The organism is Streptomyces sp. NPDC104106, from assembly GCF_055584345.1.
On record NZ_JBVJMF010000013.1, the window covers coordinates 171,459 to 196,095 of the forward strand.

24 protein-coding genes and 1 pseudogene are annotated in these 24,637 nt (G+C 74.5%); 12 read left to right on the forward strand and 13 right to left on the reverse strand.

Annotated features, from left to right (window positions below; translation table 11 throughout):
• The first annotated feature begins 39 nt into the window (after nt 1–39).
• Together ACZ60X_RS28185 and ACZ60X_RS28190 are read left to right on the forward strand one after the other, a co-directional pair.
• Complete coding sequence (locus ACZ60X_RS28185) at nt 40–1,188, forward strand: acyl-CoA dehydrogenase family protein (RefSeq protein ID WP_469604086.1); 1,149 nt, start codon at nt 40–42, stop codon at nt 1,186–1,188.
• Nucleotides 1,188–2,237: an alcohol dehydrogenase catalytic domain-containing protein gene (locus tag ACZ60X_RS28190; protein ID WP_469604088.1), complete on the forward strand. Its 1,050-nt coding sequence runs from the start codon at nt 1,188–1,190 to the stop codon at nt 2,235–2,237. The genes ACZ60X_RS28185 and ACZ60X_RS28190 overlap by 1 nt, the downstream gene beginning before the upstream one ends.
• A 21-nt stretch (nt 2,238–2,258) precedes the next feature.
• On the opposite strand, the gene ACZ60X_RS28195 is transcribed toward ACZ60X_RS28190, so the two are convergent.
• Nucleotides 2,259–3,290 carry a GlxA family transcriptional regulator gene (locus tag ACZ60X_RS28195; protein ID WP_469604091.1) on the reverse strand — a complete coding sequence of 344 codons (1,032 nt, stop codon included), beginning with the start codon at nt 3,288–3,290 and terminating at the stop codon, nt 2,259–2,261.
• A 71-nt stretch (nt 3,291–3,361) separates the two neighbouring features.
• Here ACZ60X_RS28195 and ACZ60X_RS28200 point away from each other — a divergent pair, with 71 nt between their 5' ends.
• Together ACZ60X_RS28200 and ACZ60X_RS28205 are read left to right on the forward strand one after the other, a co-directional pair.
• Nucleotides 3,362–4,672, forward strand: a complete 1,311-nt coding sequence (locus tag ACZ60X_RS28200; RefSeq protein WP_469604094.1) for an MFS transporter — start codon at nt 3,362–3,364, stop codon at nt 4,670–4,672.
• A 189-nt stretch (nt 4,673–4,861) separates the two neighbouring features.
• Nucleotides 4,862–5,116: pseudogene (locus ACZ60X_RS28205) on the forward strand (methyltransferase); the annotation flags it as partial.
• 45 nt (nt 5,117–5,161) lie between these two features.
• On the opposite strand, the gene ACZ60X_RS28210 reads toward ACZ60X_RS28205, so the two are convergent.
• The 4 genes from ACZ60X_RS28210 to ACZ60X_RS28225 all read right to left on the reverse strand — a co-directional run bounded on the left by ACZ60X_RS28210 (nt 5,162) and on the right by ACZ60X_RS28225 (nt 10,137).
• Entirely contained in the window at nt 5,162–5,770 is a 609-nt protein-coding gene (locus ACZ60X_RS28210; protein ID WP_469604097.1) for a flavin reductase family protein, read from the reverse strand.
• A gap of 51 nt (nt 5,771–5,821) precedes the next feature.
• Nucleotides 5,822–6,613, reverse strand: a complete 792-nt coding sequence (locus ACZ60X_RS28215) for an enoyl-CoA hydratase/isomerase family protein (RefSeq protein WP_469604100.1) — start codon at nt 6,611–6,613, stop codon at nt 5,822–5,824.
• Nucleotides 6,604–8,826: an acetate--CoA ligase family protein gene (locus ACZ60X_RS28220; protein ID WP_469604103.1), complete on the reverse strand. Its 2,223-nt coding sequence runs from the start codon at nt 8,824–8,826 to the stop codon at nt 6,604–6,606. The genes ACZ60X_RS28215 and ACZ60X_RS28220 overlap by 10 nt, the downstream gene beginning before the upstream one ends.
• Before the next feature lie 96 nt (nt 8,827–8,922).
• Nucleotides 8,923–10,137 carry a flavin-containing monooxygenase gene (locus tag ACZ60X_RS28225; protein ID WP_469604106.1) on the reverse strand — a complete coding sequence of 405 codons (1,215 nt, stop codon included), beginning with the start codon at nt 10,135–10,137 and terminating at the stop codon, nt 8,923–8,925.
• Nucleotides 10,138–10,320: 183 nt separating this feature from the next.
• Between ACZ60X_RS28225 and ACZ60X_RS28230 the strand changes: the two genes are divergently transcribed.
• The 3 genes from ACZ60X_RS28230 to ACZ60X_RS28240 are packed head-to-tail and all read left to right on the forward strand — an operon-like array spanning nt 10,321 to nt 12,064.
• A complete protein-coding gene (locus ACZ60X_RS28230; RefSeq protein WP_469604109.1) occupies nt 10,321–10,773 on the forward strand; it encodes a DoxX family membrane protein in 453 nt (150 codons plus the stop codon).
• The gene (locus tag ACZ60X_RS28235) at nt 10,770–11,186 is read left to right on the forward strand and encodes a Zn-ribbon domain-containing OB-fold protein (RefSeq protein ID WP_469604113.1); all 417 of its coding nucleotides are present in this window, start codon (nt 10,770–10,772) and stop codon (nt 11,184–11,186) included. The genes ACZ60X_RS28230 and ACZ60X_RS28235 overlap by 4 nt, the downstream gene beginning before the upstream one ends.
• The gene (locus ACZ60X_RS28240; protein WP_469604115.1) at nt 11,183–12,064 is read left to right on the forward strand and encodes a GNAT family N-acetyltransferase; all 882 of its coding nucleotides are present in this window, start codon (nt 11,183–11,185) and stop codon (nt 12,062–12,064) included. The genes ACZ60X_RS28235 and ACZ60X_RS28240 overlap by 4 nt, the downstream gene beginning before the upstream one ends.
• Nucleotides 12,065–12,092: 28 nt before the next feature.
• Here the strand turns inward: ACZ60X_RS28240 and ACZ60X_RS28245 are convergent, their stop codons facing one another.
• The 3 genes from ACZ60X_RS28245 to ACZ60X_RS28255 form a co-directional block, all read right to left on the reverse strand.
• Entirely contained in the window at nt 12,093–12,758 is a 666-nt protein-coding gene (locus ACZ60X_RS28245; protein WP_469604118.1) for a pyridoxine/pyridoxamine 5'-phosphate oxidase, read from the reverse strand.
• Nucleotides 12,759–12,782: 24 nt separating this feature from the next.
• A complete protein-coding gene (locus ACZ60X_RS28250; RefSeq protein ID WP_469604120.1) occupies nt 12,783–13,208 on the reverse strand; it encodes a pyridoxamine 5'-phosphate oxidase family protein in 426 nt (141 codons plus the stop codon).
• An 83-nt stretch (nt 13,209–13,291) separates the two neighbouring features.
• The gene (locus tag ACZ60X_RS28255; RefSeq protein ID WP_469604123.1) at nt 13,292–14,464 is read right to left on the reverse strand and encodes a thiolase C-terminal domain-containing protein; all 1,173 of its coding nucleotides are present in this window, start codon (nt 14,462–14,464) and stop codon (nt 13,292–13,294) included.
• Nucleotides 14,465–14,603: 139 nt separating this feature from the next.
• Here ACZ60X_RS28255 and ACZ60X_RS28260 point away from each other — a divergent pair, with 139 nt between their 5' ends.
• Nucleotides 14,604–15,869 carry an acyl-CoA dehydrogenase family protein gene (locus ACZ60X_RS28260; RefSeq protein WP_469604126.1) on the forward strand — a complete coding sequence of 422 codons (1,266 nt, stop codon included), beginning with the start codon at nt 14,604–14,606 and terminating at the stop codon, nt 15,867–15,869.
• A complete protein-coding gene (locus ACZ60X_RS28265) occupies nt 15,866–16,339 on the forward strand; it encodes a nitroreductase family deazaflavin-dependent oxidoreductase (RefSeq protein WP_469604129.1) in 474 nt (157 codons plus the stop codon). The genes ACZ60X_RS28260 and ACZ60X_RS28265 overlap by 4 nt, the downstream gene beginning before the upstream one ends.
• A gap of 217 nt (nt 16,340–16,556) precedes the next feature.
• Here ACZ60X_RS28265 and ACZ60X_RS28270 read toward each other — a convergent pair whose 3' ends face one another.
• The gene (locus ACZ60X_RS28270; RefSeq protein ID WP_469604133.1) at nt 16,557–17,186 is read right to left on the reverse strand and encodes a LysE family translocator; all 630 of its coding nucleotides are present in this window, start codon (nt 17,184–17,186) and stop codon (nt 16,557–16,559) included.
• Between the two features lie 82 nt (nt 17,187–17,268).
• On the opposite strand from ACZ60X_RS28270, the gene ACZ60X_RS28275 reads away from it, so the two are divergent.
• Nucleotides 17,269–17,721: an Lrp/AsnC family transcriptional regulator gene (locus tag ACZ60X_RS28275; protein WP_469604136.1), complete on the forward strand. Its 453-nt coding sequence runs from the start codon at nt 17,269–17,271 to the stop codon at nt 17,719–17,721.
• 82 nt (nt 17,722–17,803) lie between these two features.
• Here the strand turns inward: ACZ60X_RS28275 and ACZ60X_RS28280 are convergent, their stop codons facing one another.
• Nucleotides 17,804–18,439, reverse strand: a complete 636-nt coding sequence (locus ACZ60X_RS28280) for a TetR family transcriptional regulator (protein ID WP_469604351.1) — start codon at nt 18,437–18,439, stop codon at nt 17,804–17,806.
• A 134-nt stretch (nt 18,440–18,573) separates the two neighbouring features.
• Here ACZ60X_RS28280 and kbpA point away from each other — a divergent pair, with 134 nt between their 5' ends.
• Entirely contained in the window at nt 18,574–19,359 is a 786-nt protein-coding gene (gene kbpA / locus ACZ60X_RS28285; RefSeq protein ID WP_469604139.1) for an AfsK-binding protein KbpA, read from the forward strand.
• 187 nt (nt 19,360–19,546) lie between these two features.
• On the forward strand, nt 19,547–21,910 hold the full coding sequence (gene afsK, locus ACZ60X_RS28290; protein ID WP_469604143.1) for a protein serine/threonine kinase AfsK: 2,364 nt from the start codon (nt 19,547–19,549) through the stop codon (nt 21,908–21,910).
• A gap of 354 nt (nt 21,911–22,264) precedes the next feature.
• On the opposite strand, the gene ACZ60X_RS28295 is transcribed toward afsK, so the two are convergent.
• From ACZ60X_RS28295 to ACZ60X_RS28305, 3 genes are read right to left on the reverse strand one after another with little or no spacing between them, the layout of a single operon-like run.
• The gene (locus ACZ60X_RS28295; protein ID WP_469604146.1) at nt 22,265–23,059 is read right to left on the reverse strand and encodes an enoyl-CoA hydratase/isomerase family protein; all 795 of its coding nucleotides are present in this window, start codon (nt 23,057–23,059) and stop codon (nt 22,265–22,267) included.
• Nucleotides 23,044–23,451 (reverse strand): Zn-ribbon domain-containing OB-fold protein, encoded by a 408-nt coding sequence (locus ACZ60X_RS28300; RefSeq protein WP_469604353.1) that lies wholly within the window; start codon nt 23,449–23,451, stop codon nt 23,044–23,046. The genes ACZ60X_RS28295 and ACZ60X_RS28300 overlap by 16 nt, the downstream gene beginning before the upstream one ends.
• A gap of 2 nt (nt 23,452–23,453) precedes the next feature.
• Nucleotides 23,454–24,608, reverse strand: a complete 1,155-nt coding sequence (locus tag ACZ60X_RS28305; RefSeq protein WP_469604149.1) for a lipid-transfer protein — start codon at nt 24,606–24,608, stop codon at nt 23,454–23,456.
• Between the last annotated feature and the right edge of the window lie 29 nt (nt 24,609–24,637).

Sequence of the window (24,637 nt, forward strand, 5' to 3'; positions counted from 1 at the left end):
GACGCTCCCGTGACCCTCCCACGTGAAGGTGGTCCACCTATGGATTTCGAGTTCGGCCGGCAGGACGAGCGGTTCCGCGCGCAGGCCCGTGCGTGGCTGGCGGCCAACGCCGGCCCCTCGACCGACCGCCGTACATGGGAACGCACCCTCGGTGCCGCCGGCTGGATAGGGATCGGCTGGCCGGAGGCGGGGTACGGCAACCGCACCGCCACGCTCACCCAGCAGGTCGTCTGGGCCGAGGAGTACGCGCGGTCGGGGGCGCCGGGGCGGTCGGGGCACATCGGGGAGAACCTGCTCGCGCCCACGCTCCTCGCGCATGGCGGTGCGGAGCAGAAGAAGCGGTTCCTGCCGCCCGTCGCCGCCGGCGAGGAGCTGTGGTGCCAGGGGTACAGCGAGCCCGGGGCCGGCTCCGACCTGGCCGGGATCCGTACCGTGGCCGTGCGGGACGGGGACCGGTACCGGATCAGCGGGCAGAAGATCTGGACCTCGCTCGCCCACGAGGCCGACTGGTGTTTCGTGCTCGCCCGCACCGAGCCGGACTCCCGCCGCCACCACGGGCTGAGCTTCCTGCTCGTCCCCATGGACCAGCCCGGCCGCATCGAGGTCCGGCCGATCCGGCAGATGACCGGCACCAGCGACTTCAACGAGGTCTTCTTCGACGGGGCGCACGCGCGCGTGGAGCACGTCGTCGGGGGTGCGGGGCAGGGCTGGCGGGTCGCGATGAGCCTGCTGGGCTTCGAGCGAGGCGTGTCGACGCTCGCCCAGCAGGTCGGCTTCGCCGCGGAGCTGGGGCGGGTGGTGCGCGCCGCGGTGGCGAGCGGCGCCGCGGACGATCCCGTCGTACGGGCGCTGCTCGTACGGCAGTGGGCCGAGCTGCGGACCATGCGCCGGCACGCCCTGCGCACCCTCGGCGGCTCCGGCGATCCCGGCGCGCCCAGTGTGGCCAAGCTGCTCTGGGCCGGCTGGCACCAGCGGCTGGGCGAGCTGGCGGTGCGGGTGCGGGGCGCGGAGGCGGGCGTGGGCCCGGCGCGGTGGTCGCCGGCGGCGCCGTACGAACTCGACGCGGACCAGCACCTGTTCCTCTTCTCCCGGGCCGACACGGTCTACGGCGGCTCGGACCAGGTCCAGCGCACGATCATCGCCGAGCGGGTGCTCGGCCTGCCCAGAGAGCCCAAGGGGGCCCCGTGATGCGCGGAGTGGTGTTCGACGGCGAGCGGGTGCGGGTGGTCGACGATCTCGCCGTGCGCGAGCCGGGGGCCGGTGAGGTGCTGGTGGCCGTCGCGGCGGCGGGGCTGTGCCACAGCGACCTGTCCGTGGTGGACGGGACGATCCCCTTCCCGGTGCCGGTGGTGCTGGGACACGAGGGCGCCGGGGTGGTCGAGGCGGTCGGTGCCGGGGTCACCCATGTCGTCCCCGGGGACCATGTGGCGCTGTCCACCCTCGCCAACTGCGGCGCGTGCCCGGAGTGCGACCGGGGCCGGCCGACCATGTGCCGGCAGGCGATCGGCCGCCCCGGCCGGCCGTTCACGCGGGGCACCGAGCCGGTCCACCAGTTCGCCGCCAACTCGGCCTTCGCCGAGCGCACGATCGTCAGGGCCGTCCAGGCGGTACGCATCCCGGCGGACCTGCCGCTGCCGTCCGCCGCGCTCATCGGCTGCGGGGTGCTCACGGGGGTGGGGGCCGTGCTGAACCGGGCCCGGGTGGACCGGGGGGACAGCGTCGTCGTCATCGGCACCGGCGGGGTCGGGCTCAACGTCATCCAGGGCGCGCGGATCGCGGGGGCGCTGCGGATCGTCGCCGTGGACGCCAACCCCGACAAGGAGGCGGCGGCCCGGCGGTTCGGCGCCACCGACTTCCTGACCTCCACGCAGGGCGTGCGGGACGTCCTGCCCACGGGCGCCGACCACGTCTTCGAGTGCGTCGGCCGGGTGGAGCTGGTCCGGCAGGCCATCGACCTCCTCGACCGGCACGGGCAGGCGGTCCTCCTCGGGGTCCCGCCGGCCACCGCCGAGGCCTCCTTCCGCGTCTCCTCGCTGTACCTGGACAAGTCCGTCCTGGGCTGCCGCTACGGCTCCTCGCGCCCCCAGCGGGACATCCCGCTGTACGCCGAGCTGTACCGGCAAGGCCGGCTGCTGCTCGACGAGTTGGTGACGGCGGTGTACACGGTGGAGGACTTCGAGAAGGCGCGGGCGGACGCCGAGGCGGGACGGGTGGCGCGGGCGGTGCTCACCTTCTGAGCCGGGGCCGTCCCGCCCGGCTCAGGCGGCCCTGCCGGCCGTCGTGCGGAAGGTGCGCCGGTAGGCGGTCGGGGTCACGCCGAGCGCCTGCTGCAGATGCTGGCGCATCGACTGGGCCGTGCCGAAGCCCGCCTCGGCGGCGACCTGGTCGACGGACAGGTCGGTGGTCTCCAGCAGATGGCGGGCGCGTTCGACGCGCTGCTGGGTGAGCCACTGGCCGGGGCTGACGCCGACCTCCTCGCGGAAGCGGCGGGTGAAGGTGCGCACCGACATGGACTCCCGCGCGGCCATGTCCCGCAGCTGGATCGGCTCGTGCAGTCGGCCGAGCGCCCAGGCGCGCGCGGCGGTCGTGGTCGCCAGCTGCGGGTCGGGGACCGGGCGCTGGATGTACTGGGCCTGGCCGCCGTCGCGGTGCGGGGGGACGACCATGCGCCGGGCCACGTCGTTGGCGACGGCCGTGCCGAAGTCGCGGCGCACCATGTGCAGGCACAGGTCGATGCCGGCGGCCACCCCGGCGGAGGTCAGCACGTCGCCGTCGTCGATGAACAGCACGTCGGCGTCGACCTCGATGCGCGGGAAGAGCCGCTGGAAGTGCTCGGCCTCGGCCCAGTGCGTGGTCGCCGGGCGGCCGTCGAGGCGGCCGGCGGCTGCGAGGACGTAAGAGCCGGTGCAGATGGAGGCGAGGCGGGTGCCGGGGCGGACGCGGGCGAGGGCGGCGGCCAGCTCCTCGGTGAGCCGGCCCTCCTCGAAGACCGGGCCGAGTTCGTACGACGCCGGGACGATCACCGTGTCGGCCCCGGCCAGCGCCTCGGGGCCGTGCGCGACGTGCACGGAGAAGTCCGCGTCGGTCTCGACCGGTCCCGGCGGGCGCACCGAGCAGGTCACGACCTCGTACAGGTGCCGGCCCCGCTCGTCCCTGGCACGGCCGAAGACGCGGTGCGGGATGCCCAGTTCGAAGGGCAGGAGGCCGTCCAGGGCGAGGACGACGACGCGGTGCGGACGGAAAGCCTCGCGGGAGGCGCCGGCAGCGGCCGTGGCCCGATCGATGTCCATGGCCCGATCCTAGCGAATGCTGTCCTCCGGGCCGCTCGTTGTGCGGGGCCGGACAGCGGACGCTGTATGACGTGACTCAGACAAGTCCTGCCGCAGCCCCCGTCCGGGCGGCCCCGCCCGCCCGGCGTCCGCGCGTGCACCGCGCGTGGTTCGTCGCCGCCGTCACGTTCGTCACGATCATCGGCGCGGCCGCCTTCCGCTCCCTGCCCGGCCTGCTGATCGACCCGCTGCACCAGGAGTTCGGCTGGTCGCGCGGCACGATCGGCGCGGCCGTCTCCCTCAACCTCGCGCTCTACGGGCTCACGGCCCCGTTCGCCGCCGCGCTGATGGACCGCTTCGGCATCCGCAAGGTGGTCGCCGTCGCGCTGACGGTGATCGCGGCCGGCTCGGGCCTGACGGTGTGGATGACGGCGGCCTGGCAGCTGTGGCTGTGCTGGGGCCTGCTGGTGGGCCTCGGCTCGGGCTCGATGGCCCTCGCCTTCGCGGCGACGGTCACCAACCGCTGGTTCACCGAGCGGCGCGGACTGGTCAGCGGCATCCTCACCGCCGCGTCCGCCTCCGGCCAGCTGATCTTCCTGCCGGTGCTGTCCTGGATCGTGGAGCACCACAGCTGGCGCCCGGCGGCCGTGACGGTCGCCCTGGCCGCCCTCGCCGTCGTCCCCTTCGTGTGGCTGCTGCTCCGGGACCACCCGGCGGACGTCGGCGCGAAGCCGTACGGCGCGGCGGAGTTCGTCCCCAAGCCCCCGCCGGTGCCGGGCGCCGCCCGCCGCACGCTCGGGGTCCTCGCGACCTCCGTGCGCACGGGCACCTTCTGGCTGCTGGCCGGCACCTTCGCGATCTGCGGTGCCTCCACCAACGGCCTGATCCAGACCCACTTCGTGCCCGCCGAGCACGACCACGGCATGCCGGTCACCACGGCGGCCTCGCTGCTCGCGGTCGTCGGCGTGTTCGACGTGGCCGGCACGATCGCCTCCGGCTGGTTCACCGACCGCTTCGAACCGCGCCGCCTGCTGGCCGTGTACTACGCCCTGCGCGGGCTGTCCCTGCTGTTCCTGCCGATGCTGCTGGGCCCGTCGGTCCACCCGCCGATGCTCTTCTTCATCGTCTTCTACGGCCTCGACTGGGTGGCCACCGTCCCGCCCACCCTGGCCCTGTGCCGCGAGCAGTTCGGCGACGACAGCGCCATCGTCTTCGGCTGGGTCCTCGCCTCCCACCAGATCGGCGCGGCCCTGGTCGCCTACCTCGGCGGCGTCGCCCGCGACGTCTTCGGCTCCTACGACCTCGTCTGGTACGCCTCCGGCGCCCTGTGCGCGGCGGCGGCGCTGATGTCCCTGGTGATCCGCCGCACGGCCCCACCGGTCCTCGCGCCGGCCGTATCCTGAACGCACGCTTGACGAAAGGGAAGTTCATGACACTCGGCATGGTCCTCGGCGACGTGTTCCTCGTGCCCGCCCACGCAGGAACCCCCTCCCGAGGAGCAGGCCGTGTCCCTGGTCCGCTGGACCGAGAACGACGAACCCCTGTCCGCCCGCTGGCGCTCTGAGAGCGAACTCCCGCCGCCCCGGCGGCCGCACGCCTTCCTGACCGGGCTCCCTGCCCACCTGGAACCCGGCGGCGAAGGCTGGCTGATCCTCTCCGACCTCGCCGAACACCTGGGCCTGCGGACCCGCGCCGAGCTGCGCGGGGCGATCGGGCGGGCGGGACTGAGGGTGCTCGGCCGCCTGGACACCCGCCCCCGCCACCCACGCGCGCAACGCCGGGACGACCCGCTGCACGCGGCCCGCGCCGCCGAGGTGACGTCGTTGTGGCGGTTGGCGCCGGGCTGAGGTGCGGGGGACGCCGGGTGTGAGGCGGGCGGACCGGCGTGCGGCTCAGGGGCCGTCGGGCCCCAGGCGGGCGAAGCGCCCCCGGTGGAAGAGGAGTGGGTCCCCGGCCCCCGCCGCGCCGAGGGCGGACACCCGTCCCACGACGATGAGGTGGTCGCCCCCGGTGTGCACGGCCTGGACCGCGCAGTCGATCCAGGCCGCCGCACCGGCCAGGCGCGGCGAGCCCGACACGGGCGCCGCGTCGTACGCGACCCCCGCGAACTTGTCCGCGCCGCGCACCGCGAACGCACGGCACAGCTCGCCCTGGCCGGCGCCGAGCACGTTGACGCAGAAGACGCCGGCGCGGGCGATGCGCGGCCAGGTGGTGGACGCGCGGCCCACCAGGAAGCAGACCAGGGGCGGTTCGAGGGAGAGGGCGGAGAAGGACTGGCAGGCGAACCCGGCGGGGCCCCGTTCGCCCGCGGCGGCCGGGGCGGTGATGACCGTGACCCCGGTCGCGAAGTGCCCGAGCACCCGGCGGAACTCGCCCGGCTCCACCGGGGCCCGCTCGTCCTCCCGGACGCAGCGCAACTCCGGCCGCGGCAACGGCTCCACGGGCCCCGGCGCCGACCTGAGGTAACGGACGGCCGCCGCTGCCGCCCCTGCGTGTCCCATCACGCCTCCCATTGAAGCTGACGCACCGTCAGATGAGAAGTCCCGGCGGCCTCACCTTCCCCGGAACTGCGGGCCGCGGCGCTCCGCGAACGCCCGCAGGCCCTCCTGGGCGTCCTCGGTGGTCATGTTGATCTCCTGGGCCCAGGCCTCCGCGGCGAAGGCGGTCGCGCGGGAGGAGTCGAGGGAGGTGTTCACCAGGTGCTTGGTCAGAGCCAGGGCGCGGGTGGGGCCGGCGGCCAGGCGGGCCGCCCACGCGCGGGCCGTCCGCGCCAGGTCCCCGTCCGGTACGACCCGGTTGACCAGGCCCAGCCGCTCGGCCTCCGGCGCGGCAAGCGCGTCCCCGAGGAACATCAGCTCCTTGGCCCGGTGCGGTCCGAGCAGGCGGGGCAGCAGGTAGGCGCCGCCCGCGTCCGGCACCAGGCCCCGGCGGACGAACACCTCGATGAAGCGGGCCGATTCGGCGGCCAGGACCAGGTCGCAGGCGAGCGCCAGATGTGCGCCCAGACCCGCCGCCGTGCCGTTGACGGCGGCGATCACCGGCTTCTCGCAGTCCAGCACGGCCGCGATCAGCCGCTGGGCGCCCCGGCGCAGCACCCGGGCCACGTCCCCGGGCAGCCGCTCGCCCGCGCCGGTGCCCCGCAGGTCCGCCCCCGCGCAGAAGCCCCGCCCGGTGCCGGTCAGCACCAGCGCCCGTACCCCCGGATCCGCCGAGGCCGCCGTGAACAGCCCGACCAGCCGCTCCCGCATGTCCGGGGTGAGGGCGTTCAGCGCCTCGGGGCGGCACAGGGTGACGTAGTGGACCCGGTCCCTGACCTCGTCCTCGACGGCGGGGGTCACCGGCACACCACCAGCGCGTCCAGCGCCACCGCGCCCTGCCCCCGCGGCAGTACCAGCAGCGGGTTGATGTCCAGCTCGGCGACGCGGTCGCCGAGTTCGAGCGCCATGCGCTGGACCCGCAGGACCACCTCCACCAGCGCCTCGCGGTCGGCCGGCGGGCGGCCCCGGACACCGTCCAGCAGGGCCCGGCCGCGCAGCTCGGCGAGCATGGCGCGGGCCTGGTCCTCGCCGAAGGGCGGGACGCGGACCGCCGCGTCGCGCAGCACCTCGACCAGGATGCCGCCGAGGCCCACCGTCACGGTCGGGCCGAACAGGTCGTCGTGGGTGACCCCGACGACCATCTCCACGCCCTGTCCGACCATCTGGCACACGAGGATCCCGTCCAGCGGGACACCTTCGTAGCGGGCGATGTCGGTCAGCTCGCGGTAGGCGTCGCGCACCTGGCTGGCCGAGGTCAGGCCGATCTTCACGAGGCCCAGTTCGGTCTTGTGGGCGATCTGGGCGCCCGAGGCCTTCATCACCACGGGGTAACCGATCTGCGCGGCGGCGCGTACGGCCGCCGCCGCGCTGGTGACCAGCTGCTCGCGCGGGACCCGGATGCCGTAGGCGCGCAGCAGTTGCTTGGCCGCGTGCTCGCTGAGCTGCCGGCCGGGGCTGAGCAGGGCCTGCGCCTTGCGACAGGAGGGGGAGGGCGTGCGCGGGGCCTCGTCGAAGGGGGAGCGGTAGTCGCTCACGAAGGCGTGGTGGTCCAGCCACGCGCGCACGGCCGCCAGGCAGTTGCCCACCGTGCGGAACGTCGCCACGCGGGACGAGCCCAGCAGGGTCTCGCGGTACGCCGGCTCCGTGCCCACCGGGGAGCCCCACACCACGCAGACCAGCTTGTCCGTCTCCTCGGCCGCTGCCACCAGGTCCGCCGCGAGCCGGTCGCTGAGCGGCGGGAAGGGCCCGGTCACCGGGCAGAGAAGGACCCCGATCGACGGATCGGCCAGGAGCGCGTCGATGATCTGCCGGCCGCGCCGGTCGCCCACCGGGTGCCCGCCGTTGTCGACCGGGTTGGCCACGCTCAGGTACCCCGGTATCCACTGGTGCAGCTGCGCCTGGCGCTCGTCCGACAGCCTCGGCAGGCTCAGCCCCATCCCGGCGGCCAGGTCGGCGACGTGCGCGCCCGTGCCGCCGGAGATCGAGTAGACGGCCACCCCGTCCGCCAGCGGGGCCCGCGCCCGCGCCAACAGGGCGGCGGTGTCCTGGAGTTCGTCCAGCGCGTCGACCCGGACGACCCCGTACTGCCGCATCGCCGCGTCCACCACCTCGTCCGCGCCGGTCAGCTTGCCGGTGTGCGAGGCGGCCGTGCGCGCGCCGGCCTCGGTGCGGCCCACCTTCACCGCGACCACCGGCACCCCGCGGCGGGCGGCGCGGTCGGCGGCCAGCAGGAAGGCGCGGCCGTCCTTCAGGCCCTCCACGTAACAGGCGATGGCGCCGACCTCGGGCTGTTCGGCGAAGTACGAGATGAAGTCGGCGCTCTCCAGATCGGCCTCGTTGCCGGTGGGCGCCCAGTGGGACAGGCGGATGCCCAGCTCCTGCAGCGAGAAGACCGGACGGCCCTGGTGGCCGGACTGGGTGATCAGCGCGATCGCCGGGCCGGTCAGGTCCTCGCGGACGGGCTCGAAGGCGTTCAGGTTGGTGTTCGGACCGAGCAGGCGCAGGCCCGAGCGGCGTACGGCGTCCGCCAGCCGCTCCTGCGCCGCCGCGCCGGCCTCGCCCGTCTCGGCGAAGCCCGAGGCGAAGGCGACGGCGAACCTCACCTTGGCGTCGGCCAGTTCCTCGATCACGGGGAGCGGGTCGGCCACCAGGAGGACGGCCAGGTCGACCTGGCCGGCCGGGAGTTCGGCGACGGAGGCGGCACAGGGGACGCCGAAGACGGACGGGCGGGTGGGGTGCACCGGGTGCACCCGCGCCCCGACCCGCTCGGCCCAGGCCAGCAGCTGCCGGGTGATCCCGGTGTTCGGCCGGCCCTCGGCGTCCGAGGCGCCGATCACGGCGACGGACCCGGGGCGGAAGAAGCGGGTGAGGTCCGGGACGTCCGCGTACAGCGGGCGACCGCTGACATCGAGGTCGCGGGCCCGGCCGTGGACCGCGGGGCCGGGCCGCTGATCGCCGCACGCGATGACCCGGGCCCGGCGGGAGTCGGTGGTGAGGGTGCCGTGGGTTGATCCAAGCATCGGTCCGCCCCGCTCCTGTGAGACAGCAGAAGTAAACTGACGCCGTGTCAGATTACTGAAATGACGCACAGTCAGGAACTGGTCGGGCCTTGGAAGTCACCGGCGGGTGTGCCTGGCGACGGCCTTCGCGATCCGTCCGGCGTCCAGCGCCAGCTCCCGCAGCATCCCGCTGATCGGGTTGGTGAATCCGGTGAAGTACAGGCCGGGCGCCTGCGCGGGGCTGCGGCCGCCGCGTACGACCGGCAGGCCGCGCCCGTCGAGCACGTCGAGATGCCCGACCAGCTCCCGAAGCCCCCGCGCGTACCCCGTCGCCGCGATCACCGCGTCGGGCTCGATCCGGCTGCCGTCGGCGAGGACGACCCTTGCGGGGTTCCCGCCCTCGAAGGAGTCGACGGCGGCCACGATCTCCACCCTGCCGGCGCGCACGGCGTCGATCAGGCCGGCGTCCTGCACCGGGATCGCGCCCTGCCGGACCCTGCTGTACAGGCCGGTGTCCGGGCGCGGCAGCCCGTGCGCGGTCAGGTCCGGTGTGGTGGCCCTGGTGAACGGCCCGGCCAGCCGGTCCACGAGGCCCGCCGGGAGCCGCCGTACCAGCACGCCCGTGTACTGGGCGGGCCAGCCGAGCGTCGAGCGGCGCAGGATGTGCGGGGCGGTGCGCACCGCCAGCCGCACCCGCGCCGCCCCGCCCGCGACCAGGTCCACGGCGATCTCGGCACCGGTGTTGCCGGCGCCGACGACCAGCACGTCCCGGCCGGCGTAGGGCCCGGCGTCGCGGTACTCGGCCGCGTGCAGCAGCTCGCCTGTGTAGCCCTCGCGGCCCGGCCAGTCGGGCAGGTGCGGGGTGTGGTTGTAGCCGGTGGCGACGACGACCGCGCTGCCGGTCAGCTCACGGCCGCCGGAGGCGCGCAGCAGCCAGCCGCCGCCGTCCGGGGCCCGCTCGACGCGGAAGACCTCCACGCCGGTGACGATCTCCAGCTCGTGGTGCTCGGCGTACTTCTCCAGGTAGCGGACCAGGTCGTCGCGGGCGACCCAGCGCCCGAACCGGCGGGGGATCCGCAGGCCCGGCAGGGCGGACAGCCGCCGTGTGGTGTGCAGCCGGAGGCGGTCGTAGTGGCCCCGCCAGGAGGCGCCCACCGCGTCCGCCTTCTCCAGGACGACCGCCCGCACGCCCCGCGCCCGCAGCGCGTACGCGGCCGCCAGGCCGCCCGGACCGCCGCCGATGACGTACACCGGGTGGGCGGCCGGGGCCGGGGACGGGCCCGGTGGGACGGCGGCGGATGCGGCGGTGGACGCGGAACGTGAGTGGGCCATGCTCGGAGCGTATTCACCCACCCGCTTGATGGGTCTCGGTCAAGACCGGAATTGGTTGCGGATTGATCACGCGTGTACGGGAACGGTTCGCAACCGGTGAAGAACCAGAGCGCCGACGGCGTCGGCCACCGAGGCGGACGCACGGGTGGGCTTCGACAGACATCTGACGTACCGTCAGATGTCATGGACTCCATATGGCTGGACGGTGCCCAGTGGCTCGCCGTGCTGCGGATCGGCCTCGGGCTGTGGTGGCTGGAGAGCTGGCGGCACAAGGACAAGAAGGCCTGGTTCGAGCGGGGCAGCGGCATCGCGTGGGCGGCGGAGATCGCGGACAAGCACCGCTGGGCGCCGGTGCGGACCGGCTTCGCGACGGTCGTCGGACCGCGGCCGCGGCTGATGGCGTACGTCGTCGCCTACGCCGAACTCGCCCTCGGCCTCGGCCTGATCCTCGGCTTCCTCACGCCGGTCGCGCTGGCCGGCGGCCTGCTGCTGAACGCGCTCTACTTCGTCCTCATGATCCACGACTGGGCGGAGCAGGGGCAGAACTCGATGATGGCCCTGATCTCGCTCGTCGGCCTGTTCGCGATGGCCTGGCAGAGCTGGTCCCTCGACGCCTGGCTGGGGTGGTTCCGGTGAGCGCCGCGCGCCACGACCTGCCGGAGCCCGACGCCTTCACCCGCCCCTACTGGGAGGCGGCCGCGCGCGGCCGGCTGCTGATCCGCCGCTGCGGCGCCTGCGGCCGGGCCCACCACTACCCCCGCGAGTTCTGCCCGCACTGCTGGAGCGAGGACGTGACCTGGCAGGAGGCGAGCGGCCGGGCCACCCTCTACACGTGGTCCACCGTCCACCGCAACGACCTGCCGCCCTTCGGCGAGCGCACACCGTACGTCGCCGCCGTGGTCGACCTGGCGGAGGGACCGCGGATGATGACGCAGGTCGTGCGCTGCGCGCCGCGGGCCCTGGCCGCCGGGATGGCGCTGCGGGTGGCGTACCAGGACGGAAAACCGGTGTTCGAGCCCGGCGGCGAGCCGGATGATGGGGGCGCATGAGCCCCGAGAACTGGCATCTCACCGACGACGTCGACGCGTTCCTCGCCCGCGCGGGCGGCTTCCTGCACTCCAGGCCGGCGCTGCACACCGTCCCGCTGACGGTGACGGACACCCTTCGCCGGCGCGGCCCGCACGTCTACGGCGCCGCGGACCCCCTCTTCGGCGTCCTGTACGACGGGGGCGGCCCGGACGGTGCCGTCCGCGCGGTCCTGCTCCACACCCCGCCCTTCCCGCTCCACGTCACCGCGCTCACCCCCACCGAGGCCGACGCCCTGGCGGCCCGGCTCGCGGACCTGGACCATCCCGCCCCCGGCGTCTCGGGCCCGCAGGACACGGCTGAGGCCCTCGCGGCGGCCTGGCGGCGCCGGACGGGCACGGCGGCCGCGCTGCGCCAGCGGCAACGGCTGTACCAGCTGGCCGAGTTGACCGTACCGGAGCCGGCCCCCGAGGGCCGTGCCAGGATCGCGGACGCCGGGGACCGGGAGCTGCTGGCCCGCTGGTACGGCGATTTCATGCGGGACGCCGGACAGGAGGCCACCCAGGACCCGGGCGCGTGGGCCGACGCCCGCATCGCGCAGCGCGGCGCGACCCTCTGGGAGACACCCGACGGCACCCCCGTCTCCCTGGCCGGCGCCACCCCCGAGATCGCCGGCCAGGTCCGCGTCGCCCCCGTCTACACCCCGGCCGGGCTGCGCGGCCGGGGCTACGCGGGCGCGGCCACGGCGGAGGTGAGCCGGGCCGCGCGGGCCGCGGGGGCCACGGAGGTGGTGCTCTTCACCGACCTCGCCAACCCCACCAGCAACGGGCTGTACCAGCGCATCGGCTACCGCCCGGTGGCGGACTTCGCCGTGTGGCGGTTCGGCGACGACCAGGGGTGAGGCGTGCGCGCCCGCAAGGACGCCGCCCTCAGGGCCACAGAAGCACCCTGCGCCAGCCGAACTGCGTGCTCTGGTACTCCAGCCGCACATGCCGCCGCTCCGCGTCGCCCTGGAAGAACTCCACCGACTCCGGGTGCAGCCGGTACAGGGTCCAGGTCGGGGACGGCTCGGCCGGGTTGGCGCGGGCGCGGGCCCAGGCGGCCTGGGAGGCGTGGCGCAGTTCCTCGGCCGAGGTCAGCTCCTCGCTCTGCCGGCCGGTGAGGGCCGCGGCCAGCGCGCCCGTGGAGCGGGCGTGCAGATCGGCCTGGCTCTCGGCCGAGGGCGCCGCCGTCACCGGTCCGCGCACCCTGACCTGGCGGCCCAGCACCGGCCAGTAGAAGGCCAGCGCCGCGTACGGGTGCGCGGCCAGGGCCCGGCCCTTGCGGCTGGTGCGGTGCGAGGCGAAGGACCAGGCGTCCGCGTCGGCGCCGTGCAGCATCACCGTCCGCACGTCCGGCCGCCCCTCCTCGTCCACCGTGGCCAGCGACATCGTGTGCGGCTCGGGCTGCCCCGCCGCCACCGCCTGCGCGAACCAGTCCGTGAACAGCAGCAGGGGCGTCGGCGGGGCGGTGGCCGGGTCGAAGGCGGGCAGCGTCGTCGTCTCCGGGTCCCACACGCGCAGGGACCTCAGCAGCGCCGGAAGATCAGTTCCCATGCCCCCATGCTCACACTCGCGCGCTCACACCCGGCCGAGATCCGACGACACCCACCGCTGCGGACGCATATGGGCCACCACCTGCTCCCCGTGGTTCTTCCAGGCGAAGTCGACGTAGCCGGCCACCTTCTCGGCCGGCAGGTAGCGCGCCGACATCTCCCGCAGCTCCTCGATCGTCGCCGGGGCCGTCCTCACCACGGGGCCCTCCACCGACACGTACCTGATCGTCGGCTCCAGCCGGTCGATCATCAGCGAGAACCGGCCTGCCTCGCTGATCAGGGCGTACTTGCGGGACTCCCGCCCCGTCATGATCCACACGTCCCCGCCGGGCTCGTACCGGTACCAGATCGGCACCGTCAGCGGCGCCCGCCCCTGCCCCGCGTCCACCGCCAGCGCGGCGATGTGCGGCTCGGCCAGGAACGCCTCTCGCTGTGCACGGGTCAACGCCATGAAGGTCTCCTCCTGCGGCTCGTCCGTGGCCGGTGACAACACCGGCCGGCGGGAGTCGTCTTCCCGGGCGGCCCGGCGGGGGATCAGTTCCGGCCGAGCACCACCGTCCCGGACGAACAGAACCAGCCCCCCGTCCCCGAGGCGACCCCGAGCCGGGGCAGGTCCCCGTCCCTTGCCCGCACCTGCCGTTCGCCCGCCTCCCCGCGCAGCTGCCGCACCGCCTCCACGAGCAGGAACAGCCCCCGCATCCCGGGGTGCTGGGCCGACAGCCCGCCCCCGTCCGTGTTCACCGGCAGCTGCCCGCCCCGCACCAGCAGCCGGCCCTTCTCCACGAACGCCCCACCCTCGCCCTTCCCGCAGAAGCCCAGATCCTCCAGGGTCACCAGGGCCATGTAGGTGAAGGCGTCGTAGATCTCGGCGAAGTCGATCTCGGCCGGGCGCACCCCGGCCCGCTCGAAGGCGAGCCGGCCGCTGACCGCCGCCGGGGAGACCGTGAAGTCCTCCCACGCGGACATCGCCGCGTGCGAGACGTGCTCGCCGGTGCCGAGGATCCAGACGGGTTCCGTACGGCAGTCCCGTACGTACTCCTCGGCCGCCAGCAGGACCGCCGCGCCGCCGTCCGAGCGGATGCAGCAGTGCAGCTTGGTGAACGGGTCGGCGATCACCGGGCCGGCGAGGACGTCGTCCACCGTGACCGGGTCCCGGAACATCGCCTCCGGGTTCAGCGCCGCGTTGGCCCGGGCCTGCACCGCGACCTCGGCCAGCTGCTCGACGGACGTGCCGTGTTCGATCATGTGGCGGCGGGCGGCCATCGCGTACTTGGCGATCAGGGTGTGCCCGTAGGGGACCTCGAACTGCAGGGGGCCGCGGGCGCCGAAGGACAGCTCGCCCGTCCGGCGGCCCGCCCTGATGTCGGCGCGGGCCGTGGAGCCGTAGACGAGCAGGACGGCGCGCGCGTGGCCCGCCGCGATCGCGTCCGCCGCGTGCGCCGCCATCACCTCCCAGGTCGCGCCGCCGACCGAGGTGGAGTCGACCCAGGTGGGGCGCAGGCCCAGGTACTCGGCGACCTCGGCCGGGGCCAGCGTGCCGAGCCCGGCGGAGGCGAAGCCGTCGACCACCGAGCGGTCCAGTCCCGCGTCCGTGAGGGCGCGGCGGGCCGCCTGCGCGTGCAGGGCGTACGGCGTCGCGTCCGCCACCCGCCCGCAGTCCGACAGCGCCACCCCGACCACGGCGACTTTCCGGCTCCCGGCTGTCATGAGCGGCCTTCCGTCTGTCATGGGCGGCCTTCCGTCTGTCATGAGCGGTCCCGTCCCCTGGGCATCTCGCTTCGACCCTCCTAATATGACGGCCCGTCAGATCCCGTGGGAAGGGCCGAGGGGAAAGCAGGGAGAAGCAATGGACACGCGTCTCACCGCCGAACAGGAGGAGATCCGGCGCACCCTGCGCGAGCTCCTCCGCAAGCGCTGCGGCCCCGGCGACCTGCGCGCCGCTCTCGCCGCCCCCGCCGGACACGACCCCGCCCTCTGGTCCGACCTCGCCGACCGGCTCGGGCTGCCGGGCCTCGCCCTGCCCGAGCGGTACGGCGGGGTCGGCTGCACGGTGACCGAACTGGCCCTCGCCTGCGAGGAGACCGGCCGGGCGCTCGCCCCCTCACCGCTCCTCGCCACCGCCGTGCTCGCCGCGCCCCTCGTCCTCGCCCTCGGCACGCAGGCCCAGCGCGCCGCCCTGCTGCCCCGCCTCGCCACCGGCGCCCTCACCGCCACCCTCGCCGTGGCCGGACCCGACCTCGCCACCGCGCTCGCGCTGACCGGCGGGAACGGTCGGTACGCCGCCGGGGGCGGGCGGGCCGGGGGAGTGCAGGCGCGGCCCGCGGCGGACGGATGGCTGCTGTACGGCCAGGTGGACCAGGTCCTGGACGGGCACAGCGCCGGGCTGCTGGTCGTGGCGGCGCACACGGGAGGCTACGCCCGGTCCCGCACCCGGCTGTTCCTCGTGCCGGGGGACGCGGGCGGGGTCGTACGCGTACGGCAGACCGCCCTGGACGCGACCCGGCCCCAGGCGCGGATCCAACTGCGGGACGTCCGCGCGGAGTTGCTGGGCGAGGACGGGGCGGAGGTGCTGCCGGCGCTCGCGGCGCTCGGGGAGCCGGTCGCCGCCGTGCTCGCCTGCGAGGCCGTCGGGGCGGCCGACCGGGTGCTGGAGCGGACGGTGGAGTACGTCGGGCAGCGCGAGCAGTTCGGACGGCCCGTCGGCTCCTTCCAGGCGGTGAAGCACCGGCTGGCCGACGTGTACGTGGCGGTGCAGGCGGCGCGCTCGGCGGCGTACTACGCGGCGTGGGCCTGCGGCGCGGGAGCGGGGTCCGCCTCGGCTTCGCCGCCGGCGTCCGGTTTCCCGCCCGCGCCACCCGCACGGCTCTCCTCGGCGCAGCCGGTCCCCGGGGACGGCGGGCTCGCGCTCGCGCAGGGGCTGGAGGCGTTGTGGTCGGCCGCCGCCGAGGGCATCCAGTTGCACGGCGGGATCGGTTTCACCTGGGAGCACGACGCGCACCTGTACTTCAAGCGGGCGGCCGGGGACGAGTTGCTGTTCGGGCCGCCGCACCGGTTGCGCGACCGGGCGGCGAAGGCGGCCGGGCTCTTCGGGGGCGGGGAGGTGGCGGTGTGATCGGCGTCCGGATGGTGCAGAGGGTGTCCGCCACGCGGGGGTTCGCCAAGGTCGCCCCGCATGTGGTCCCGGCGCTGGACCGGGCCGTCCACCGGCTCACCCGGGGCAGGGTGCTGCTCAGCGCCCGGCTGCTGCCCGGCGTGATCCTCACGTCCACCGGCGCCCGCAGCGGACAGCCCCGCCGGACTCCGCTGGCCTGCATGCCGGAGGAGGACGGAAGGAGCTGGCTGCTCGTCGGCTCCAACTTCGGCCGTACGGGTCATCCCGCCTGGACGTACAACCTGCTCGTCCACCCGGACGCCTCGATCAGCTGGGCGGGGCGGGACATCCCGGTCACCGCCCGCCTGCTGACGGGGCGGGAGCGGGCGGCGGCCTGGCGGGCGGCGGTGGCGTTCTGGCCGCCGTACGCCGCGTACCAGGAGCGGGTGACGAGGCAGATCCGCCTGTTCCGGCTCACCGCCGCTCCCTAGTGCCCGGGCAGGCAACGTTCGCCCCGTCGCGACGCCCGGCACGCTCCCCCGCTGCGCGGGGGGTGCCCCCACTCGCCGCACCGGCCGAAAGCCCAGGTACGCCCAGTACGAGGACTTCCGGCCGGCACGCCGACAGCACGCACCGGACGCCGCTCCGTGACGGGCAAACGTCGCCTGCCGGGGCACCAGGGTGCCCGGGCGGTGCCGGGCCGGTGCGCTACAGCGTGGCCAGGCGCTCCGCCAGGAGCACCGCGCCGATGCCCAGCATCGCCGCGCCCGACGTCCGCGTCACCATCCGGGCCGCCGCCGGGCGGGCGGACAGCAGCGCACGCGCCAGGACGCCGACCGTCAGGTACACCACCGCGCAGCACGCCATGTGGAGCAGCCCGAGGGCCGCCGTCTGGGCCGGGACGGGCAGGTGGGGGCCGTGCAGGGTGAGGAACTGGGGAAGGACCGAGAGGTAGAGCAGCAGGCCCTTGGGGTTCAGGCCGCTGATCGTGGCCCCCCGCAGGAAGAGCCGCCCCTCGCCGGTCCCCGGCCCGGCCTGCGTCCTTGGCTCCCCCGGCACCGCCGGGCGGCGCAGCACGCCCCAGCCCAGCCACAGCAGGTACCCGGCGCCCGCGACCGTCAGAGCGGTCAGCAGCTTGGGCGAGCCCGCCACCAGGACCGCCAGCCCCGCCGTCGCGAGGGCCGTGTGCACGGCGTACCCCGAGACCAGACCGGCCACCGCGCGGGGCACCGGACGGCCGCGCAGGGCGGTCGCGATGACGTACGCCCAGTCGGCCCCCGGTACGCACACCAGCAGCAGGTCAACGGCGAGGAAGGAGAAGAGCAGTCCCGAGTCCATGGTGGGGACATTAGGCGTGAAGAGGGCGAAAGTGTTCCCGAAGTTTTCCTCCGGTCCGGGCTTTCGGGGGAAGATCTGTCTCATGGACGACGTGGACCGGAAAATCCTTGCCGAGCTGCAACAGGACGGGCGGCTGACCGTGACCGAGCTGGCCGCGCGGGTGCGGCTGAGCGTCTCGCCCTGCCACCGGCGGCTGCGCGAGCTGGAGCGCTCCGGCGCCATCGAGGGATACCGGGCCGTGGTGGACCCGGCCGCGCTCGGGCTGAACTTCGAGGCGCTGGTCTTCGTGTCCATGCGGCAGGAGGACCGGGACACGGTGGCCGAGTTCGAGCGGGCGGTCAGCGAACTGGAGCATGTGCTGGACGCCCAGCGGCTGTTCGGCGAGCCCGACTACCTGCTCCGCGTCGCCACCGCCGACCTCGCCGCCTTCCAGCGGCTGTACGACGACCGGCTCGCCACCCTGCCGGGCGTCCAGCGGCTGACGTCCACGCTGGTGATGAAGCACGTCGTACGGGACCGGCCGCTGCCCGCATAGCAGTGCAGGCGGTGGCTCGTCGCGGGTCAGCGCGCGAACCACCGCCTGCCAGACAGGACTTGGGGAAAGAAGAGGAAAAGGGCTACTTGCTCGGCTTTCTGCCCGTCACGCCCAGGTGGACCAACAGAGCCAGATTCGGCTTCAGTTCGGCCTGTTTCACCCCCCAGGAGGAGAAACCCTTCTGGTGGGCGGCCACCGCCGCGAGCATCGCGACCAGCGAACCGGCCACGGCCGCGGGGTTCACGTCCTTGTCGACCCTGCCCTTGGCCTGCAGTTCGGCGATGGAGTCCGCGAGGGAGTTGTTCACCGAGTTCAGGATCTTCATCCGGATCTTGTAGAACCGTTTGTCCCCCTCGGCCGCGCCGAGGTCGACCACCCGCAGGATCGCGTCGTTCTTCCGCCAGAACTCCAGGAAGCCGTCGACGAGTTCCTGCGCGGTCTGCCACCCGGACTTGCCGGCCCAGGAGCGGCCTTCGAGCAGCTCGGTCAACCCGGCGCCCTCGGCGGCCATTTGCTCGGCGATCTCCAGGACGGCGCCTTCGACGTCCGGGAAGTACTGGTAGAAGGTCGCGGGCGAAGTGCCCGCCTTCCGGGCGACATCGATGACCTTGACGTCCCGGTACGGGGAGGAGCTGAGCATCTCGCTGAGGCAGTCGAGCAGCTTCTGCCGGGTCGCCTGCCCACGCCGGCCGGCCACGCGGCCGTCGACGGTACGCACTTGTCCTGTCATGCCGTCAGCTTACCGAGGGGTGATCTGAGCGCGATTCGGCCGACTGCAAATGGGGTGCACGGGTGCTCTGAGGGTGGTGTGCCTGGTCTGCGGGGTGCGCGCGGCCCGGTTACTTTGGCGGCATGGCCGAAAACAGGGCATCCGCGAACGAAGAGGCGGAAGAGGCGGAAGAGGTGGTCGAGGGGGAGGTGGTCGAGACGGAGGAGGTGTACGGAGAGGGCGTGCCGTGCTGGGTCGACGCCCAGCTGCCCGACGTGGAGGCGGGCAAGCGGTTCTACGGCGAGCTGTTCGGGTGGTCCTTCGAGGACGCGTACGGCTCCTCGGTGTGGGCCCGGACGGACGGCGCGCCGGTCGCCGCGCTCTCGCACAAGACCGACGGCAGGATGCCCACCGTGTGGACGGTGTACTTCGCCACCCCGGACGCCGAGGCCCTCGCCCGGCGGATCACGGCGGCCGGCGGGCAGGTCGTGCTGGCCCCCGCCCCGCTGGACGACCTGGGCGTCACCGCCCTCGCCGCCGACCCCGAGGGCGCGGTGTTCGGTCTGTGGCAGCCGGGCCGCCACCGGGGCTTCGGGCGCCGCCGCGAGCCCGGCACCTTCGTCTGGGCCCAGCTCTACACCCGCGACACCGCCACCGCGAACACGTTCTACGGCGGCCTCTTCCACGAAGCCCTGTTCGGTGCCGGCGCCCAGCCCGACTTCGGGCGGGCCGAGGTCACCGAGGTCTTCCCGGCCGAGATGCCCCCGCACTTCCTCACCCACTTCCGGGTCACCGACCTGGACGACACCCTCGGGGCCGTCCAGCGGCTCGGCGGCCGGGTGCAGGCGCCGCCCTTCGAGACGTCGTACGGCCGGGTGGCCGTCGTCACCGACAATCAGGGGGCGTCGTTCGCGCTCCTGTGGCGCTGAGCGTCGCCGATCCGACCGCTTTAGTGGGATCAGTGGCGAGACACCCCGATTATCACCGGGTTCGCAACCTGCCGCCCGGCCAGGAAGAATCGGGGTGCGTGCCGCCATGGCGGTGCGGTGGTGAGACGCTGCACGTCGGTCGCGTACATATGGGGTGGCGCGGCCAGTACGGGGAGGTGGCAGGCAAGTGGTGGATCAGCTGACGCAGCACGATCCGCGCCGGATCGGGCCGTTCGAGGTGCTGGGCCGGCTGGGGGCCGGAGGCATGGGGCTGGTCTATCTCGCGCGCTCGGCGTCCGGCCGGCGTGTGGCGATCAAGACAGTGCGCACCGAGCTGGCCGAGGACCAGCTGTTCCGGGTCCGCTTCACCCGCGAGGTGGAGGCGGCCCGCGCGGTCTCCGGCTTCTACACCGCGGCCGTGGTCGACGCCGACCCGCGCGCCGCCGTGCCGTGGCTCGCGACCGCCTACGTCCCCGCGCCCTCCCTCGAGGAGATAGTGAACGACTGCGGGCCGCTCCCGGCCCAGGCCGTGCGCTGGCTCGCGGCGGGTGTCGCGGAGGCCCTCCAGTCCATCCACGGCGCGGGGCTCGTCCACCGCGACCTGAAGCCGTCCAACGTGCTCGTGGTCGAGGACGGCCCCCGGGTGATCGACTTCGGCATCGCGTCGGGCGTCTCGAACACCCGCCTGACCATGACCAACGTCGCCGTCGGCACCCCCGCCTACATGTCCCCCGAGCAGGCCAAGGACTCCCGCAGCGTCACCGGCGCCAGCGACGTCTTCTCGCTCGGCTCCATGCTGGTCTTCGCGGCCACCGGCCACCCGCCCTTCCACGGCGCCAACCCGGTCGAGACCGTCTTCATGCTGCTGCGCGAGGGCCCGGACCTGACCGGCCTGCCCGACGAGCTGCGCCCGCTCATCGAGGTCTGCATGCAGATGGAGGCCACGGCGCGCCCCACCCCGGCCGACCTCCAGGCCCAGCTCGCGCCGCACCTCTTCGGCTCCGGTACCGACGACAGCGGCACCGCCTCGGCCTGGCTGCCCGAGAAGGCGGTCGCCCTCATCGAGTCCCGCCGCGGCGGCCGCCCGCCCGTCAAGAGCGCTCCGCCCGGCCCCGGCAGCCGGGGCAGCGCCGGCGGCCGCCAGGCGGTGCCCCCGCCGCCCCCGTACGACCCGCCGGTCCCGCCGGCCCCCTCGGTCCCGCCGGTGTCCGTCGCCGCCCCCGACAGCGGGCCGGTCCGGCTGGCCGGAGCCCAGGTGCCCATCGGCCCCGGCCCGCGCGTCGCCGACGCCCGCGCCGCCGCCGTGAAGGCACCCCCGCCGGAGGCCGGCCTGGTCGCCACCTGGTCCCGGCCGCGCCCCGGCCTCGCCGGCGCCGACCCCGCCGTACCGGCCGCCCCGCCGGTGCCCCCGGAGCCGGCGAGTGGCTGGCGCCCCTGGCGTTTCCGCATGTCGAACGATGTCTGGGGCACGCCGGCCGTCGCGGGCGACCTGGTCTACGTCACCTCCTTCGAGGTGCACGCCCTGGACGTGGCGACCGGCCGCCGCCGCTTCAAGACGCGGGACGTCGCCTGGTCGATGGCGGTCGCGGACGGCCGTGTCCACGCCTCCGACGGGCCGACCCTGTTCGCCCTGGACGCCCGTGAGGGCACCGACCTGTGGCGGCTGTCGACCGACGCCTGGGTGTACTCGCTGAAGGCCGACCACGGCACGGTCGTCACCGGTACCCGGGGCGGCGGCGTCCAGGCCTGGGAGGCCGCGACCGGGCAGAAGCTGTGGGAGATCAGCGGCTGCCAGACCGACTTCGAGGCCCCCGAGTCCGGCCCGCTCGTCCACGACGGCACCGTCTACGTCTGGCAGGACGCCCGGCTGCGCGCCCTGGAGGCCCGCACCGGCGAGGAGCGCTGGTCGTACCCGGTCGGCGACGCGGCCTCCTGCGGCGGTGTGCCCGTGCGCCTCACCCCGGCCCCGGACGGCTACGTCTACGTCTCCGCCGGCACCCGGGTGATCGCCGTCGAGGCGGTCAGCGGCATGGTCCGCTGGCACTTCGAGGCCCCGGCGGTCTTCCTCAGCCCGCCGACCTTCGCGCCGGGCCCGGCGGTGACGGGCGGCGGCGTCTACCTCGCCGACTACCTCGGCACGGTCTACGCCCTCGACGCCACCGACGGCCGCGACCGCTGGCGCATCGCGACGGAGGCCCGCTCCTCGATCGAGCCGGTCCTGGTCGCCGCCGGTCACGTCCACGTCGGCAGCGGCAAGGCGCTGTACACCCTGGACGCCGTCACCGGCACGCCCAAGTGGCGCTTCCAGGCGGGCGGTGACGTCGTGGGCGCGCCCGCCGTCGCCGAGGGCCGCATTCACTTCGGTTCGACGGACCACCTGCTCTACACCCTGAAGGCCGACGACGGCCGGCTGCGCTGGAAGCTGGCGACCGGCGGCGAGATCACCGGCTCCCCGGTGGTCAAGGACGGTGTGGTGTACGCGTGCAGCAAGGACCGGTGCGTGTACGCGCTGGACGCGGAGAAGGGCACGGGCACGGCACGCACGGCGTGAGCGGGGGCGCCGGCGTGCGTGACGGCCGTCGTACCGGTGCGTCACGGAAAGGGCTCCAGACGGCGGCCGTCCCAGGGCAGACGCTACCCCGGCCGCCGGAGCCCCGCCACGCAGGCGCCGGGCTGGATGAGGTTCGCCCGAGGGCACCACAGCCGGCACGACGCTGCGGGACGGCACCGTGAGGCTGGTCGGCTGCGCGACCCGTGCGAAGCCGTACGCGACCGTCGAGGTCGCCAATCCCCGTGCCCGCGGGGCCACTTCCCCGGCGCGCGTCTCCTTCCCGGACGCGCACCGGCTCGGCACACTCGACCACTGCGCTCCCGAACCGACGGCCTCCCCCGGTCCTCTGACCGCTCACCGCACCCGGAACCCGCCCGCGCGCCGCCCGGCGAACAGCTCCGCCTGCCGCTCGCCCGGCAGATTGCCGAGGGCGATGAGAGCGGGCGCCTGCGCGAACGCCTGGGCCAGGGCCGCCTCCCGGGCCGCCCACAGCGCCCGCACGCTGCCCTGCACGCCCGGCGCCGGATACCCGGCGATCACGGTCGCGCAGCGCACGGCGGCGGCCAACGCGCCGCCCTCCCCGGTGACTTCGGAGACCAGCCCGATCTCGTGGGCGCGCCGGGCGGAGATCCGCTCGGCGGTGCCCATGAGCGTCATCCGGGCCACCTCGCCGTAGGGCATCCGCGCGGCCAGCAGCATGGCCTCGTAGGCGCAGACCATGCCGTACGCGGTGTGCGGATCGAAGAAGACGGCCGTCGGGTCGGCGACGACGAAGTCGCACTCGCCCAGCAGGTAGAAGGCGCCCCCGCAGGCCATCCCGCGCACGGCGGCGACCACGGGCTTCCACAGGTCGTTGGCCTTGGGCCCGAGCCGGAGCAGCGGATCGTCCTGCATGTACGGCGACGACGGCTGCGGCACGACGACGTCCCGGTCGATCCCGGTGCAGAAGGCCCGCTCCCCGGCCCCGGTGAGCACGACGGCCCGCACAGCGTCGTCGACGCGCAACCGACGCCACACCGCCGTCAGTTCGTCCACCATCTCCAGGTCGACGGCGTTGAGCCGTGCGGGCCGGTCCAGCGTGACGACGGCGACCCCGGTGTCCCGGTCGGCCTCGACCCGTACGGTGTTCCGGCTCACGCGAGCACCCACTGCGGCAGTCCGCCGCCGAAGACGGCGTGCACCCGCGCCCCGATCCGGATCCGCGCCGGATCGAGGGAGCCCAGCGGCGCCCCCGCCCGGCTGACCACGTTGCCCACGAGCCGCACCCCCGGGGCGTCGTCCAGCTCCACGACGACGACGTTGTACGGCGCCTGCTCGGCGTAGTCGGGGAGCAGCGGCGGATGCGGGACGACGTAGGACCACACGCGCCCGCGCCCGCTGGTGGGCCGCCACTGGCTCGCGAAGGACCGGCAGTGCGGGCAGCAGGGGCGGGGCGGGAAGCGGGGCTCACCGCAGTCCGCGCAGGCCTGGACGCGCAGCTCGCCCCGGGCGGCGTACTCCCAGAAGGGGGCGCCGTCGGTGTCGGTGAGGGGGGTCAGCATCATCAACTCCTCAGCAGCAGAGCGGAGGTGGGCACCCCTTCACCGGCGGTGACCAGGCAGGTGGCGGCGCCGGGCACCTGGGCGGTGCTGGTGCCGCGCAGCTGCTTCACGCCTTCGGTGATGAGGTTGAAGCCATGGACGTAGGCCTCGGAGAGCCCGCCCCCGGAGGTGTTGAGCGGCAGCCGCCCCCCGATCTCCAGGGCCCCGCCCTCCGTGAACGCGCCCCCCTCGCCCCGGCCGCAGAAGCCGTACCCCTCCAGCGAGAGCGGGACGAGGGCGGTGAAGGCGTCGTAGATCTGCGCCACGTCGACGTCGTCCGGGGTGAGGTCGGCGTGCTTCCACAGGTGCCGGGCGGCGGTCCAGGCGGGGCCGGTGAGCGGGTCGTCGTTCCAGTAGTTGACCATGCCGTGGTGCTGGGCGGGCAGCCCCTGGGCGGCGGAGTGGACGTACACGGGGCTGTGCCGGCAGTCCCGGGCCCGCTCCCTGCCCACGACGACGCAGGCCAACGCCCCGTCCGTCTCCAGGCAGTTGTCGAAGAGGCAGAGCGGTTCGCTGATCCAGCGGGAGGTCATGTACATCTCCCGGGTCAGCGGCCGGTCGTACATCACGGCGGCCGGGTTCTGGTTGGCGCGGTTGCGGCAGGCGAGGGCGACGTTGAAGAGGTGGTCGCGGGTCGCCCCGTACTCGTGCATGTACCGCCGGGCCAGCATGGCTATCTCGTCGGCGGGCCGGAGCAGGCCGAAGGGCCGGGTCCACTGCGCGGGGGTCGGCAGCTGCACGGTGGTGTTGGTCCACGGCCGGGGCCCGCTGCCCCGCTTGCGCGAGCGCCAGGCGACCCCGACGGAGGCCTGTCCGGAGGCGATGGCGGCGGCAAGGTGCGCGACGGTCGCGCACGAACCGCCGCCGCCGTAGGGGACCTTGCTGAAAAAGGTGAGGTCCCCGAACCCGACGGCCTTGGCCAGCTCGACCTCGTCGGTCTCCTCCATGGTGTAGGAGGCGAGCGCGTCCACCTCGCCGGGCGCGATCCCGGCGTCGTCGAGCGCGGCGAGCACGGCCCGGCAGGCGAGCGTCCTCTCGTCCTCGGCAAGCCGCTTGGCGAACGCGGTCTGCCCGATCCCGACGATGGCGGTGGCGTCCTTGAGCCCGGCGACTGCCATGGCGTGTTCCCCCTCCTGACGTCCTGACA